Below are 15,064 nucleotides of genomic sequence, written 5' to 3' on the forward strand. Positions count from 1 at the left end.
AGCCGAAGATGCACCCGCAGATGTGCGACTAGGAGTTCGCGGCGCCCCAGATCACGTTCTGCCAGGTCCGGCGCTTGAGGATCAGCGTGTAGACGCCCACGTAGCAGCCGATGGTGATCATCACCAGCACCGGCGGCAGCCACTTGTTCCCGGTGCCGAAGTAGAGAATCGCGAACGATGCGGCGGCGAGCACGATGCCGAAGATCAGCGCATTGCGCACCGGTACCGCGTGCCGGGCCAGCGGCCGCCGTTCGGTGCGCTTCATCTTCTGATCGATGTCGGCGTCGGCCACCATGTTCAGGCTGTTGGCGCTGGCCGCGCCCATCCAGCCGCCGATCACGGTGATCAGGACCAGCCCGATGTCGACGTGGCCGCGATCGGCCTGCAGCATCACGGGAATCGTCGAGACCAGCAGCAGCTCGATCACCCGGGGCTTGGTCAGCGCGATGTACGCCAGCAGGGTGGCCTTGATCCGGCTCGGGAGAGACTGCGGTTCAACGGTGTTCCGGGATGCCTCGGCGGAAGGGTTCGCGCTCACGCTTTCCCCAATCTTCAACGCCAGGCTCCTTAAGTACGCAAGAAAGCCGCCGCAAGAATCGCCGATCGGGAATCGCCGGGGCCGCTGTCCTCCTGACCGATGGTATCCCTCCGGCTCCCCACAGAAGAATCCGGGCCGCTAGGCTGGAGGAACCCGCAGCTTCGACCCACAGGAGACACCCCCACCGTGGCCGTTACAGATGAGATCCGTGCGCTGACCCAGCAGATCTACCCCGACGACTGGACCGATGTGGACTCCCGTGCGGTGGACACCGCCCGGATCCTCGCCGCCGACGCCGTCCAGAACTGCGGCAGCGGCCACCCGGGGACCGCGATGAGCCTGGCACCGCTCGCCTACACCCTGTACCAGCGGATCATGCGGCACGATCCGGCCGATCCGGCCTGGGTGGGCCGCGACCGCTTCGTCCTCTCCTGCGGACACTCGAGCCTCACCCAGTACATCCAGCTCTACCTGGGCGGTTTCGGTCTCGAACTCGGCGATCTCGAAGCGCTGCGCACCTGGGGCTCGCTGACCCCCGGTCACCCCGAGTTCCGGCACACCAAGGGTGTGGAGATCACCACCGGCCCGCTCGGCCAGGGGCTGGCCTCCGCGGTCGGAATGGCGATGGCCGCCCGGCGCGAACGCGGCCTGTTCGACCCCGACGGCGGCGCCGGGCAGAGCCCGTTCGACCACTACGTCTACGTGATCGCCTCCGACGGCGACATCGAAGAGGGCGTCACCTCCGAGGCCAGTTCCCTGGCCGGCACCCAGCAGCTGGGCAATCTGATCGTCTTCTACGACCAGAACCACATCTCGATCGAGGACGACACTCAGATCGCGCTCACCGAGGACGTGGCCGCACGCTACCGCGCCTACGGCTGGCATGTGCAGACCGTCGAGGGCGGCGAGGACGTCGCCGCCATCGAAGCGGCCGTCGCCGCCGCGCAGGCGGTGACCGACCGGCCGTCGATCATCTGTCTGCGCACCATCATCGCCTGGCCGGCACCGACCAAGATGAACACCGGCGCCTCGCACGGCAGCGCGCTCGGCGCCGACGAGGTGGCCGCCACCAAGGAGCTGCTCGGCTTCGATCCGGCGAAGAACTTCGAGGTGCCCGACGAGGTGATCGCCCACACCCGCGCGCTGCGCGAGCGGGCCGCCGCCGTGCGCGCCGAATGGCAGCGCGACTTCGACGTGTGGGCCGCGGACAATCCGCAGCGCAAGGAACTCTTCGACCGGCTCTACGCCCACGCCCTGCCCGAGGGCTGGACCGAGGCGCTGCCGTCCTGGGAGCCCGGCGACAAGGCCGTGGCGACCCGGTCGGCGTCGGGCAAGGTGCTCTCGGCACTCGGCCCGGTGCTCCCCGAACTGTGGGGCGGCTCGGCCGACCTGGCCGGCTCGAACAACACCACCATGGAAGGCGCCGCCTCGTTCGGCCCGGAGGCGATCAGCACCGGCACCTGGACGGCGCACCCGTACGGCCGCACGCTGCACTTCGGCATCCGCGAACATGCGATGGGCGCCATCCTCAACGGCATCGTGCTGCACGGGCCCACCCGGCCGTATGCGGGCACCTTCCTGCAGTTCGCCGACTACATGCGTCCTGCCGTGCGGCTCGCGTCGCTGATGGAGATCGATCCGGTCTACGTCTGGACGCACGACTCCATCGGTCTGGGCGAGGACGGTCCCACCCATCAGCCGGTCGAGCACCTGGCCGCGCTGCGCGCCATCCCGCACCTGGACGTGGTGCGCCCGGCCGACGCCAACGAGACCGCGCACGCCTGGCGGCACCTGCTCACCCGCCGCAACCGGCCGGCCGGTCTGGCCCTGACCCGGCAGAACGTGCCGGTTCTGGAAGGCACCTCGTACGAGGGCGTCGCCCGCGGCGGTTACGTCCTTGCCGACGCCGAGGGCACCCCCGAGGTGGTGCTCATCGGCACCGGCTCCGAGGTGGAGTTGGCGGTGGCCGCCCGGGAAAGCCTGGCCGCCGAAGGGATTTCGGCGCGGGTGGTGTCCATGCCGTCGATCGAGTGGTTCGATGAGCAGGACCAGGCGTACCGGGAGTCCGTGCTCCCCGCCGGTGTTCCCCGCGTCTCGGTGGAGGCCGGTATCGCCATGCCGTGGTACCGGATCGTCAACGGCGGCAGCGGCATCCCGGCCGCGCCCGGCCGCATCGTCTCGCTGGAGCACTACGGTGCTTCGGCCCCGTACCAGAAGCTCTACGAGGAGTTCGGCATCACCGCCGCCGCCGTCGCCGGCGCCGCCCGCGAACTGCTCGGCCGATAGGAGACATTCCGATGACCCAGAACCCGAAACTCGCCGAACTCTCCGCTGCCGGGGTGTCGGTGTGGCTCGACGACCTCTCCCGTGACCTGATCGCCTCGGGTGGCCTGCAGGACGAGATCGACACCCGTTCGGTGGTCGGTGTGACCACCAACCCGGCCATCTTCCAGGCCTCGATCTCCAAGGCCAGCACCTACGACGAGCAGATCGCCCGGCTCGCCGCCGAGGGTGCGGACGTGGACGCGGTGATCACCGCCATCACCACCGACGACGTGCGGTCGGCCTGCGACGTCTTCGAGCCGGTCTTCGCCGACAGCGACGGCCTCGACGGCCGCGTCTCCATCGAGGTGGACCCGCGGCTGGCACACAAGACCGACGAGACCGTCGCCCAGGCGATCGAATTGTGGAAGCTGGTGGACCGGCGCAACACGCTGATCAAGATTCCGGCGACCAAGGCCGGTCTGCCCGCGATCACCGCCGTCCTGGCCGAGGGGATCAGCGTCAACGTCACGCTGATCTTCTCGGTGGAGCGCTACCGCGAGGTGATGGACGCCTTCCTCGACGGCCTCGAGGCCGCGCACCGCAACGGACACGATCTCTCGCAGATCGCCTCCGTCGCCTCGTTCTTCGTCTCCCGTGTCGACACCGAGATCGACAACCGGCTCGAGAAGATCGGCACCGACGAGGCCCTGGCCCTGCGCGGCAAGGCCGGCCTGGCCAACGCCCGGCTGGCCTACGCGGCCTACCGGGAGACGTTCGAGACCGAGACCAAGTTCCCGGATCTGCAGGCGCACGGCGCCCGGCCGCAGCGCGCTCTGTGGGCGTCCACCGGCACCAAGAACCCGGAGTATCCGGACACCCTGTACGTGAGCGAACTGGTGGCGCCGAACACGGTGAACACCATGCCGGCCAAGACGATGCAGGCCTTCGCCGATCACGGCTGGGTCGACACCGACTCGATCATCGGCCGCGCGGAGGAGTCCCGCGAGGTCTTCGCCGCCCTGACCGCCGTGGGTGTGGATCTCGCCGACGTCTTCGAGGTGCTCGAATCCGAGGGCGTCGCGAAGTTCGAGGATGCGTGGAACGAGCTGCTCACCGCCACCGCGGAGCAGCTCGACCGGTCGCGTTCCGGTCAGGCCTGAGCCGATGGCGCACGCGGAGGGCTCACGGAAACCGTCCGACGGAACCTGGCGCAATCCGCTGCGTGATCCGCACGATCGCCGGCTGGCGCACATCGCCGGGCCCTCGGCCCTGGTGATCTTCGGCGTCACCGGCGATCTCTCGCGGCGCAAGGTGATGCCGGCGATCTACGACCTGGCCAACCGGGGACTGCTGCCGCCGAGCTTCGCGCTGGTCGGCTTCGCCCGCCGCGACTGGGACGATGCGGCGTTCGCCGACGTGGTCCGTGAAGCGGTGGAGGCCAACTGCCGCACCGGATTCCGCGAAGAGCAGTGGAACCGGCTGGCCGAGGGGATCCGGTTCGTCGAGGGTTCCTTCGACGACGACGCCGCATTCGAGAACCTCAAGGCCACACTGGAAACCCTCGACGCGGAACGCGGCACGGACGGCAACCACGCCTTCTATCTGGCGATCCCGCCGAACGGCTTCCCCACGGTGCTCAGCCGGCTCACCCAGACCGGCATGGCCGTGACGGACGGACCGGGCTGGCGACGCGTGGTGATCGAGAAGCCGTTCGGGCACGATCTGGAGAGCGCCGAGGAGCTCAACCGGCTGGTCGGCAGTGTCTTTCCGGAGGACTCGGTGTTCCGGATCGATCACTATCTCGGCAAGGAGACGGTCCAGAACATTCTGGCGCTGCGCTTCGCCAATCAGCTGTTCGAACCGCTGTGGAACTCGCACTACATCGATCACGTGCAGATCACCATGGCCGAGGACATCGGTCTGGGAGGCCGGGCCAGCTACTACGACGGCATCGGTGCAGCCCGCGACGTGATCCAGAACCATCTGCTCCAGTTGCTGGCACTGGTCGCCATGGAGGAACCGGTCTCGTTCTCTCCGCGCCATCTGCAGGCCGAGAAGATCAAGGTGCTCGCCAGCACCCGCAACATGCTGCCGCTGGCCGAGAACTCCGCCCGCGGCCAGTACGGCCCTGGCTGGCAGGGTTCGGAGCCGGTGGTGGGCCTGCTCGACGAGGACGGCTTCTCCCCCACGTCCACCACCGAGACCTTCGCCGCGATCACCCTCGAGGTCGATACCCGCCGCTGGGCGGGCGTTCCGTTCTATCTGCGCACCGGTAAGCGGCTCGGACGGCGGGTCACCGAGATCGCACTGGTCTTCAAGCGGGCCCCGCATCTGCCGTTCGACGCCTCGATGACCACCGAACTCGGACAGAACGCCCTGGTGATCCGGGTGCAGCCCGACGAGGGCGTCACCTTGCGGTTCGGCTCCAAGGTGCCCAGCACCGCGATGGAGGTGCGTGATGTGAGCATGGACTTCAGCTACGGCGAGGCCTTCACCGTCAGCTCCCCCGAACCGTACGAACGGCTGCTGCTCGACGTGATGCTCGGCGAGCCGTCGCTGTTCCCCGGTACCGAAGAGGTGGAGCTGAGTTGGCAGATCCTCGATCCGGTCCTGCAGGCCTGGGAGCAGGAGGGTGCGCCGGAGACGTACGAGGCGGGAACCTGGGGACCGGAGTCCGCCGAGAAGATGATGACCCGGACCGGACGCGCGTGGCGGCGTCCGTGACCGCACCGACCATCGGCCGCAGGAGGACACCATGATCGTCGATCTGCCCGACACCTCCACCATGGAGATCAGCAAGAAGCTGGTCAGCATGCGCAACACCGGCGGCGAGGTGACCGTCGGACGGGTGCTCACGCTGCTGGTGGACACCGATGCGGACACCGATGCCGAGGGCCCGGTGGCGGCCTCGAACGACGCCAGTCGCGAGCATCCGTGCCGCATCATCGTGGTCACCCGGGGCGACCGCCGCGAATCCACCCGCCTGGACTCGCAGATCCGGGTCGGCGGGGACGCGGGCGCCTCCGAGGTGGTGGTGCTCGAACTGCACGGCGAGCTCGCCGATCACGCCGAGGCCGTCGTCGTCCCGTTTCTGCTTCCCGACACCCCGGTGGTCACCTGGTGGCCCGGGTGGGCCCCTGATCTGCCGGCCGCGGATCCGCTGGGCCGCTTGGCCTCCCGCCGCATCACCGATGCGCGCGGGGCCGAGGATCCGGCCGGTTTCCTGGCCGCGCGGCGCACCGGCTACACCGCCGGCGACACCGATCTGGCCTGGTCGGCCACCACCCCGTGGCGGGAGATGCTGGCCTCGGCGGTCGACCGTCCGCCGCATATGCCGATCACCTCGGCCCATGTGCAGGGTCCGGCGAGTTCGCCGTCGATCGATCTCATCGGCGGCTGGCTGGTCCATGCGCTGGGGGTGCCGGTGACCCGCGGTGTGGGCAACTGGGAGGTGCGTCTGGACCGCACCGACGGCCCGCTGCAGATGACCGTCGACGAGATCGGCGGGGTGCTGCGCAGCCCGGGCCATCCGGACGGCCGGGCGCCGTTCCATCCGCGGACCACCGCCGAATGTCTCACCGAGGAACTGCGCCGGCTCGATGCCGATGTGGTCTACCGGGCCGCCCTGCAGGGGCTCTCCGGTGTCCGGCGAGCCGACTGAGCCGCCGACTGATCAGCCCCCGACGAACCGAGAGGATCCCTGCCGTGAGCACTGCTGAAACCCTGGTCTTCGACGATGCGGCGGCGCTGGTCGCTGCGGCCGCCGAACGATTCGCAGCGACGGTCCGCCGGGCCCAGGACGAACGGGGTGTGGCCGCGGTGGCGCTGACCGGTGGCAGCAACGGCATCGCGCTGCTGCGGGCCCTGGTGGATGCACCGATCGACTGGTCGCGGGTCGAGATCTACTGGGGTGATGAACGTTTCGTGCCGGAAGGCGACCTGGAGCGCAATGCCGGGCAGGCCCGCGAGGCGCTGCTCGACCGGGTGCCGGTGGATCCGGCCCGGGTGCATCCGATGGCGGCGTCCGGTGGCGCCTTCGGCGACGACATCACCGCCGCGGCCGCGGACTACCGCCGGGTTCTCGGCGACACGGTCTTCGACGTGCACCTGTTGGGGATGGGCGGCGAGGGACACGTCAATTCGCTGTTCCCGCATACTGCGGCCACCGCCGAGAACGCGGAACCGGTACTCGCGGTGACGGATTCGCCCAAACCTCCGCCTCAGCGCATCACGCTGACGTTCCCGGTGATCAACCGCTCCCGGGAGGTGTGGCTGCTGGTCTCCGGTGCGGAGAAGGCCGAGGCGGTGGCCGCCGCCCACACCGGCGCCGACCGCGCCGACTGGCCCTGCGCCGGCGCCCACGGCACCGAATCCACCCTCTGGTTCCTCGACGCCTCCGCCGCCTCCCGCCTCCCCTGACGTCACGAGCACCGGACACGGTCTCGGTACACCCCCTTGCCGGGCTTGAGGGGCCGGTGCGTGTTGGTGGTGGTCGGTGCCCGGCGAGCACTCGGCCACCAAGTGGGCGCGTGCCTTCGGTAGTCGTCCGGTGTGGGGGCTGCTTCTTGGTGGTCGGTGCCCGGCGAGGCGCTAGCCGAGGCGGGTGTATCGAGACCCGGCACGGTGCCCTCGTCGCACCGGAGGATGTACCCGTGGAGGCTGTCGAGGACGCTGTCCACAGACGCCGGCGAAGGCGCGGACTCGGGTGAGGCCTCGATACACCGCCTCGCCCCCGGGGGCTCGTCGGCACTCGGCCAGCAACAGAGGCGACGCCGAGCTTGCGCGGCGGTGCGTGTTGTTGGTGGTCGAGTGCCCGGCGAGGCGCTAGCCGAGGCGGGTGTATCGAGACCCGGCACGGTGCCGTCGTCGCCCCGGAGGATGTACCCGTGGAGGCTGTCGAGGACGCTGTCCACAGACGCCGGCGAAGGCGCAGGCTCGGGTGGGGCCTCGATACACCGCCTCGCCCCCGGGGGCTCGTAGGCACTCGGCCAGCAAGTGAGCGCGTGCCTTCGGTAGTCGTCCGGTGCGGGGCTGCTTCTTGGTGGTCGAGTGCCCGACGAGGCGCTAGCCGAGGCGGGTGTATCGAGACCCGGCACGGTGCCCTCGTCGCCCCGCTAGCGGCGGAAGGTCTTGCGGGACAGGCCGGGCAGCAGATCGAAACGGCCGTCGATCAGCGCCTGCCGTTTGGCGCGCGACCAGCCGTGAATCCGCTTCTCGAAGCCGAACGCCTCGGCGACCGTGCTGCACTCGCGGCAGAAGACCAGCTCGACGGGCCGTCGGCGCTTCGTGTACTCGGCGCCGTCTCCGTCCTGATGCTGACGGAGCCGGTGATCGATGTTGCGAGTGCTGCCGACGTAGTACGTGCCGTCGGCGCATCGGAGGATGTACACGAAGCCGGTCATGCCGGTGATCATGCGCGTGACCGTGGAGGCTGTCGAGGACGCTGTCCACAGACGCCGGCGAAGGCGACGATGTCCACAGACGCCGGGGAAGGCGCGGGCCCGGGTGGGGCCTCGATACACCGCCTCGCCCCCGGGGGCTCGTCGGCACTCGGCCACCAACAGAGGCGACGCCGAGCTTGCGCGGCGGTGCGTGTTGGTGGTGGTCGAGTGCCCGACGAGGCGCTAGCCGAGGCGGGTGTATCGAGACCCGGCACGGTCCCGTCGGCGCCCCGGAGGATGTACCCGTGGAGGCTGTCGAGGGCGTTGTCCACAGACGCCGGGGAAGGCGCGGGCTCGGGTGGGGCCTCGATACACCGCCTCGCCCCTGAGGGCTCGTCGGCACTCGGCCAGCAAGTGAGCGCGCGCCTACGGTAGTCGTCCGGTGCGGGGGCTGGTTCTTGGTGGTCGAGTGCCCGGCGAGGGGCTTCGGCTAGCCGGAGTTGCGCAGGGCGGTGGCCAGGCCGTTCATGGTGAGCTGGATGGCGCGGCGGACCAGCGGCGTGTCCTCGCCGGAGCGGAACCGGCCGAGGAGTTCGACCTGCATGAGGTTGAGCGGCTCGAGGTACGGGAAGCGGTTGTAGACCGAGGCCTTGAGCGCGTCGTTGCCCACCAGCAGATCGTCGGTGCCGGTGATCTTCGCGTACATCTCGATGGTGCGCTCGTGCTCGGCGACGATCATGCCGAAGACCCGCTCGCGCAGGTCGGCGTCGGGCACCAGCTGTGCGTAGCGGTATGCCAGCCCCATGTCGCTCTTGGCCAGCACCTGCGCCATATTCGACATCACCGACGAGAAGAACGGCCAGCGCCGGTAGTAGTCGGCCAGCAGGGCCAGGCGCTCGTCGTCGTCGCCCACCCAGCGCTCCAGGGCGGTGCCGGTGCCGTACCAGCCGGGCAGCATCACCCGGCACTGCGTCCACGACAGCACCCACGGGATGGCCCGCAGGTCCGAGATCGCTGTGGTCTGCTTGCGGGAGGTGGGCCGGCTGCCGATGTTCAGCGCGCCGATCTCCGAGAGCGGTGTGGACGCGGTGAAGTACTCGACGAAGCCGTCGGTCCGATGCACCAGGTCGCCGTAGGCCTCCCGGGCCAGCGCGGCCACCTCGTCGAGGACCGCATACGCCTGCGCCGAATCGTCGCCGAGCCCCTCCGTGTCGAGCAGCGTCGATTCGAGGGTCGCCGCGACCAACGTCTCCAGGTTGCGCCGCGCGCCGACCGGTTCGGCGTACTTCGCGGCGATCACCTCCCCCTGTTCGGTGAGCCGCAGCGAACCCTGCACGGCGCCCGGCGGCTGCGCCAGGATCGCCTCGTAGCTCGGCCCGCCGCCGCGGCCGACGGTCCCGCCGCGGCCGTGGAACAGCCGCAGCCGCACACCCGCCTGCGCGGCGGCCTCCACCAGATCCAGCTCGCCCCGGTAGAGCGCCCAGTTGGCGGCCAGATAGCCGCCGTCCTTGTTCGAGTCCGAATAGCCGAGCATCACTTCCTGGACGTCGCCCTGCCGCGCGACCATGGCACGGTAGAAGTCCAGTTCCAGGGTGGCCGTCACGATCCCGGCACCGGCCTGCAGATCCTCGATGGTCTCCAGCAGCGGAATCACCCGCACCGTGCACGACGGGGCGCCGTCGGGCCCGATCGTGTACAGCCCGGCCTCCTTGAGCAGCACCATCGCCTCGAGCATGTCCGAGACGCTGCCGCACATGCTGATGATGTAGTTGGGCACCGCGGCCGCGCCGAAGCGCTCGACGGCCCGGGCGGCGGCCCGCACCACGCCGAGTTCCTTGGCGGCCGTCTCCGAGAGCTCCGCGTCGGCGGCGACCAGCGGCCGGCGTGAGGTCAGCTCGCCGGTCAGCACCGAGACGCGCTCCTGTTCGTCGAGCGACCTGTAGTCCGCGCAGACGCCCGCCCAGGCGAGCAGCTCGCTCACCACGTCCTCGTGCATCTCCGAGTTCTGCCGCATGTCCAGCCCGGACAGGTGGAAGCCGAACGTGGAGACCGCCTCCCGGAGTGCGCCGAGCCGATCGTCGGCGATGGCGCCGTCGACCACCGCGCGCAGCGCCGCGTCGATCACATTCAGATCGGCCAGGAACTCACCGGCCCCCGGATAGGCGCTCTCGCCGGCGGCCCAGCTGCGCTCCTGCACGGTCAGGAAGTCTTCGCCGAGGTTCTGGGCGGCGGTGGCCGCGAGCCGGCAGCGGATGGTGTGCAGGGCGGCCCGGAACGGCTCGTCGCCGTCGTCGCCCTCCCGCTCCCCGAGCGCGCGCAGTTCCGCGGTGATCGGCGGGACCAGCCGCGCCGACATGGCCAGCTCCTGCCGGAGCAGGGTCACCTCGTCCAGATGGTGCCGCATGACGGTGGCGGCGGCCTTGGTGGTGGCCTCGGTGACCACCTCCCCGGTGACGAACGGGTTGCCGTCCCGGTCGCCGCCGATCCACGAACCCATCTCGATGATCGACAGGTCGTCGAGTCCGGCCGCCGGGTAGGCCCGGCTCAGCTGCCGGCGCACCGAGCGGTTGAGGGCGGGCACCACCGCGAAGAAGGAGGCGTCGTAGTAGCGCAGACCGGTCTCGATCTCGTCGCTGATCGTCAGCCGGCGCAACCGGATCAGCGCCGTCTGCCACAGCAGCAGGATCTGGCGGCCGATCGCCGCATCCAGGTCCGCGGCCTCCTCCGGGGTCAGTTCGGTGCGCCCGCGCACGCGCATGAGCTCGGTGATGCGGTTCTGTGCGTCGAAGACCTTCCGGCGACGGGTCTCGGTGGGATGGGCGGTGATCACGGGCACCACGCGCCCCTGGTCCAGGGCGTGGCGGACCTGCTGGTCGGACAGTCCGGCCTCGGCGAGCTGGGCGTAGGTGTAGGTCAGGCTCGACGGCTGCGGCGGGTCACCGGCCAAAAGGTGGATACGCCGGCGACGCTCACGGTGCAGATCCTCGGCCAGGTTGGCCAGCAACGCGAAGTTGGAGAACGCCCGGATGGCCGGCATGAGCTCCTCGTGGACGGGGCGTCCGGCGTAGCGCTGGGCCAGCGAGTCGCGATCCATCTTGGAGTAGCGGATGGCGAAGGCGTCCCGCCGCGAACTCTCCACCAGGTCGAAGACCTCGGGGCCGGCGTGTTCGGCGATCACCTCGCCGAGCAGCCCGCCCAGGAACCGGATGTCCTCGCGTAACGGCTCGGTGGCCGCCCGGCCGGTGTCGAGGACCCGGATCCGCTCGACCATCGGCGTCGCGATGGCGCGGTTGATCAGTTCGGTGTCCGGGCTGGCGGTGCGGTGATCGGATACGGAGGCCATGACGCCCAGTATTCCCCGGCGGCGGCCTCGGCGCTCGCCTCAGGGCCGCAGAAGCGCGCCGCGGACGAAAACGAGAACTCCCGCGGCCGCCGGTGGGCGTTCGCGGGAGTTCCGGATGCTGCGGTGCCGGGCGGGTCCGGTCAGGAGTACTTGATGTCCAGGCCGACGCCGACGATGAAGATCACCCAGAGCAGGCCGATGATGATGGTCAGGCGGTCGAGGTTCTTCTCGACCACGGAGGAGCCGGAGAGGCTGGACTGCACGCCGCCGCCGAACAGCGAGGACAGGCCACCACCCTTGGCGCGATGCAGCAGCACCAGAACGATCAGCAGCAAGCTGGTGATGATCAAGCCGATGTTGAGCGCGATGGTCACTTCTCGTCGGTCCCGTCCGTTGAAAGAGCTGTGGCAGGCCGCCCCGCAGGGCAACCTGCCACAGTCTACGCGATGTTCGTCTGATCGCCGTGCACCGGGCTGAGCGGCCGCGCGGACGCGACCGCCGCACCGGTCACAGCAGCGGGCCTCCGGCGGCGATCGCCGAGAGCTGGGCGAATTCGTCGGCCTTGAGCGAGGCGCCGCCCACCAGGGCGCCGTCCACGTCGTTCTGGCCGACGATGTCGCCGACGTTCTTGGCGTTGACGCTACCGCCGTAGAGCACCCGCACCCCCGCCGCGGTCTCCGCGTCGGCGAGTTCGGTCAGTGCGCCGCGCACGGCGGCGCACACCTCCTGGGCGTCGTCGGCGCTGGCCACCCGGCCGGTGCCGATGGCCCAGACCGGCTCGTAGGCCACCACGGTCTGCGCGATCTCGGCGGCCGACAGTCCGGCCAGCGAGGCCTTGATCTGCTCGACGTTGTAGGCGACGTGCTCTCCGGCCTCGCGGACCTCGAGCCCCTCGCCGATGCAGACGATCGGAGTCAGACCGTGACGCAGCGCGGCCTTGGTCTTGGCCAGCACCGTCTCATTGGTCTCGCCGTGCAGCGTGCGCCGCTCCGAGTGCCCGACGACGACGAAGGTGCAGCCCAGCTTGGCCAGGAAGGCGCCGCTGATCTCACCGGTGTAGGCGCCCGAGTCGTGCTCGGACAGATCCTGGGCACCGTAGGTCAGAAGCAGCTTGTCGCCGTCGACGATGGTCTGCACGCTGCGGATGTCGGTGAACGGCGGGATCACCGTCACGTCGACCTTCTCGAAGTACTTCTCCGGCAGCGCGAAGGCGATCTTCTGCACCAGGGCGATCGCCTCGAGATGGTTCAGATTGCACTTCCAGTTTCCCGCGATCAGCGGGGTACGGCTGGCCATCAGTTCTGCACCTCCAGTACGGACAGACCGGGCAGTTCCTTGCCCTCGAGGTATTCCAGGGACGCGCCGCCGCCGGTGGAGATGTGCGAGAACGCACTGTCGGGCAGCCCGAAGGAGCGGACCGCGGCCGCCGAGTCGCCGCCGCCGACCACGCTGAACGCGCCGTCTTCGGTGGCTGCGGCGATGGCCTCGGCCACCCCGCGGGTGCCGTTGGAGAACTTCTCGAACTCGAAGACGCCGGACGGACCGTTCCAGAAGATGGTCTTGGCCCCGGTCAGCACCGCCGAGAAGCGCTCGACGGTCCCCGGACCGATGTCCAGACCCATGCCCTCGGTGAAGCCGTCCCGGGTGAGCGCGATCGAGGTCTCGGCGTCGGCGGCGAAGGCGTCGGCCACCACGATGTCGTGCGGCAGGTGGATCACGTCGCCGAACCGCTCGAGCAGGTCCTTGCAGGTGTCGATCATGTCTTCCTGCAGCAGCGAATCGCCCACCGGGCTGCCCTGGGCCTTGATGAAGGTGAAGGCCATGCCGCCACCGATCACCAGGGTGTCCACCTTGGGCGCGAGCGCCTCGATGACGCCGAGCTTGTCGGAGACCTTGGAGCCGCCGAGCACCACCGCGTAGGGCTGCTCGGTCTCGCCGGTCAGCTTGGCCAGCACGGCCACCTCGGTGGCGACCAGGTCGCCGGCGTAGGCCGGCAGCAGCGTGGCCACGTCGTAGACCGAGGCCTGCTTGCGGTGCACCACCCCGAAGCCGTCGGAGACGAAGGCCCCGTCGTCACCGACGAGCTCGACCAGGGCGGCGGCGAGCGCGCGGCGCTCGGCGTCGTCCTTGGAGGTCTCTCGCGGATCGAAGCGGATGTTCTCCAGCAGCAGCACGTCGCCGTCGGTGAGGCCCTCGGCCCGGGCGAGCGCATCCGAGCCGACGACGTCGCCGGCCAGCTGCACATTGCGGCCCAGTTCCTCCGCCAGGCGGGCGGCGACCGGGGCCAGCGACAGCGCCGGGTCCGGCTGTCCCTTGGGTCGGCCCAGATGCGCGGTGACGATCACCTTGGCACCGGCCTCGACGAGCTTGGTCAGCGTGGGGACACTGGCCACGATGCGGCCCGGATCGGTGATCTCGGTGCCGTCGAGCGGCACGTTGAAATCCGAGCGGACCAGCACCCCGCGGCCCGAAACCCCTTCGGCCAGAAGGTCTTCCAGAGTACGGACAGCCATGGCGTCAGAGGGACTTGCCGACGAGGCCGATGAGGTCGACGAGGCGGTTGGAGTAGCCCCACTCGTTGTCGTACCAGGAGACGGCCTTGACCTGGTTGCCGATGACCTTGGTCAGTCCGGCGTCGAACAGCGAGCTGTGCGGGTCGGTGACGATGTCGCTGGAGACGATCGGCGCGTCGTAGTACTTCAGGATGCCCTTGAGCGGCCCCTCGGCGGCGGCCTTCATCGCGGCGTTGATCTCCTCGGCGGTGGCCGGCTTCTCCAGCTCGGCGGTCAGGTCGGTGACCGAGCCGGTGGGGATCGGCACCCGCAGCGCGTAGCCGTCGAGCTTGCCCTTCAGTTCCGGGAGCACCAGGCCGATCGCCTTGGCCGCACCGGTGGAGGTGGGCACGATGTTGATGGCGGCGGCGCGGGCGCGGCGCAGATCCTTGTGCGGGGCGTCCTGCAGGTTCTGGTCCTGGGTGTAGGCGTGGACCGTGGTCATCAGGCCCTGCTTGATGCCGAAGTTGTCGTGCAGGACCTTGGCGAAGGGGCCGAGGCAGTTGGTGGTGCACGAGGCGTTGGAGATGATGTTCTGGCTGCCGTCGTACTTGTCGTCGTTGACGCCCATCACGATGGTGATGTCCTCGTCCGAGGCCGGAGCGGAGATGATGACCTTCTTGGCGCCGGCGTCCAGGTGGCCCTGGGCCTTGTCGCGGGCGGTGAAGATGCCGGTCGACTCGACGACGATGTCGACGCCCAGGTCGCCCCACGGCAGGGCCGCCGGGCCCTCCTTGATGGCCAGGGCCTTGATGCGCTGCTCGCCGACCACGATCTCGTCGCCCTCGACGCGCACGTCCTTGTCGAGGCGTCCCAGGATGGAGTCGAACTTCAGCAGGTGGGCGAGGGTGTTGATGTCGGTCAGGTCGTTGACCGCGACGATCTCGATGTCGGTGGTGCCGAGCGCCTTCTGCGCCTCGATCGCACGGAAGAAGTTACGGCCGATCCGGCCGAATCCGTTGACGCCTACCCGAACAGTCACAGT

At 69.6% G+C, this 15,064-nt stretch carries 11 protein-coding genes and 1 pseudogene; 5 read left to right on the forward strand and 7 right to left on the reverse strand.

Features of this window, described 5'->3' with window-relative positions; genetic code table 11:
- Positions 1-37: 37 nt before the first annotated feature.
- Positions 38-556, reverse strand: a pseudogene (locus ACJMNC_RS00605) (UbiA family prenyltransferase); the annotation flags it as partial.
- 168 nt (positions 557-724) lie between these two features.
- Here ACJMNC_RS00605 and tkt point away from each other — a divergent pair.
- Genes tkt through pgl form a run of 5 tightly spaced genes read left to right on the forward strand, consistent with a single transcriptional unit; the run spans position 725 to position 7,222 of the window.
- Positions 725-2,824, forward strand: a complete 2,100-nt coding sequence (gene tkt, locus ACJMNC_RS00610; RefSeq protein ID WP_408946024.1) for a transketolase — start codon at positions 725-727, stop codon at positions 2,822-2,824.
- 11 nt (positions 2,825-2,835) lie between these two features.
- Positions 2,836-3,963: a transaldolase gene (tal, locus tag ACJMNC_RS00615; RefSeq protein WP_408946025.1), complete on the forward strand. Its 1,128-nt coding sequence runs from the start codon at positions 2,836-2,838 to the stop codon at positions 3,961-3,963.
- 4 nt (positions 3,964-3,967) lie between these two features.
- Positions 3,968-5,527, forward strand: coding sequence for a glucose-6-phosphate dehydrogenase (gene zwf / locus ACJMNC_RS00620; RefSeq protein ID WP_408946026.1), 1,560 nt, complete (start codon positions 3,968-3,970; stop codon positions 5,525-5,527).
- Between the two features lie 31 nt (positions 5,528-5,558).
- Positions 5,559-6,464, forward strand: a complete 906-nt coding sequence (locus ACJMNC_RS00625; protein ID WP_408946027.1) for a glucose-6-phosphate dehydrogenase assembly protein OpcA — start codon at positions 5,559-5,561, stop codon at positions 6,462-6,464.
- A 44-nt stretch (positions 6,465-6,508) separates the two neighbouring features.
- Positions 6,509-7,222 (forward strand): 6-phosphogluconolactonase, encoded by a 714-nt coding sequence (gene pgl / locus ACJMNC_RS00630; RefSeq protein ID WP_408946028.1) that lies wholly within the window; start codon positions 6,509-6,511, stop codon positions 7,220-7,222.
- A gap of 695 nt (positions 7,223-7,917) precedes the next feature.
- Here the strand turns inward: pgl and ACJMNC_RS00635 are convergent.
- From ACJMNC_RS00635 to gap, 6 genes are all read right to left on the reverse strand, one after another.
- Complete coding sequence (locus tag ACJMNC_RS00635) at positions 7,918-8,205, reverse strand: GIY-YIG nuclease family protein (RefSeq protein WP_408946029.1); 288 nt, start codon at positions 8,203-8,205, stop codon at positions 7,918-7,920.
- Positions 8,206-8,674: 469 nt separating this feature from the next.
- Positions 8,675-11,455: a phosphoenolpyruvate carboxylase gene (gene ppc / locus ACJMNC_RS00640; RefSeq protein WP_408946439.1), complete on the reverse strand. Its 2,781-nt coding sequence runs from the start codon at positions 11,453-11,455 to the stop codon at positions 8,675-8,677.
- A 212-nt stretch (positions 11,456-11,667) separates the two neighbouring features.
- Positions 11,668-11,901 carry a preprotein translocase subunit SecG gene (gene secG / locus ACJMNC_RS00645; RefSeq protein WP_408946030.1) on the reverse strand — a complete coding sequence of 78 codons (234 nt, stop codon included), beginning with the start codon at positions 11,899-11,901 and terminating at the stop codon, positions 11,668-11,670.
- Positions 11,902-12,034: 133 nt separating this feature from the next.
- Positions 12,035-12,823 (reverse strand): triose-phosphate isomerase, encoded by a 789-nt coding sequence (gene tpiA / locus ACJMNC_RS00650; protein WP_408946031.1) that lies wholly within the window; start codon positions 12,821-12,823, stop codon positions 12,035-12,037.
- Positions 12,823-14,040: a phosphoglycerate kinase gene (locus ACJMNC_RS00655; RefSeq protein ID WP_408946032.1), complete on the reverse strand. Its 1,218-nt coding sequence runs from the start codon at positions 14,038-14,040 to the stop codon at positions 12,823-12,825. The genes tpiA and ACJMNC_RS00655 overlap by 1 nt, the downstream gene beginning before the upstream one ends.
- A 4-nt stretch (positions 14,041-14,044) precedes the next feature.
- The gene (gap, locus tag ACJMNC_RS00660) at positions 14,045-15,061 is read right to left on the reverse strand and encodes a type I glyceraldehyde-3-phosphate dehydrogenase (protein ID WP_408946033.1); all 1,017 of its coding nucleotides are present in this window, start codon (positions 15,059-15,061) and stop codon (positions 14,045-14,047) included.
- Positions 15,062-15,064: the final 3 nt, after the last annotated feature.

Origin of the sequence: Gordonia sp. VNK21 (genome assembly GCF_046098115.1) — a bacterium.
Taxonomy (GTDB): domain Bacteria; phylum Actinomycetota; class Actinomycetes; order Mycobacteriales; family Mycobacteriaceae; genus Gordonia.

Bases quoted from the DNA above. Each gene is read 5' to 3' on its own strand.
- tal (WP_408946025.1), top strand. From the start codon at position 2,836: ATGACCCAGAACCCGAAACTCGCCGAACTCTCCGCTGCCGGGGTGTCG.
- zwf (WP_408946026.1), top strand. From the start codon at position 3,968: ATGGCGCACGCGGAGGGCTCACGGAAACCGTCCGACGGAACCTGGCGC.
- ACJMNC_RS00625 (WP_408946027.1), top strand. From the start codon at position 5,559: ATGATCGTCGATCTGCCCGACACCTCCACCATGGAGATCAGCAAGAAG.
- ACJMNC_RS00635 (WP_408946029.1), bottom strand. From the start codon at position 8,205: ATGACCGGCTTCGTGTACATCCTCCGATGCGCCGACGGCACGTACTAC.
- ppc (WP_408946439.1), bottom strand. From the start codon at position 11,455: ATGGTCGAGCGGATCCGGGTCCTCGACACCGGCCGGGCGGCCACCGAG.
- tpiA (WP_408946031.1), bottom strand. From the start codon at position 12,823: ATGGCCAGCCGTACCCCGCTGATCGCGGGAAACTGGAAGTGCAATCTG.
- ACJMNC_RS00655 (WP_408946032.1), bottom strand. From the start codon at position 14,040: ATGGCTGTCCGTACTCTGGAAGACCTTCTGGCCGAAGGGGTTTCGGGC.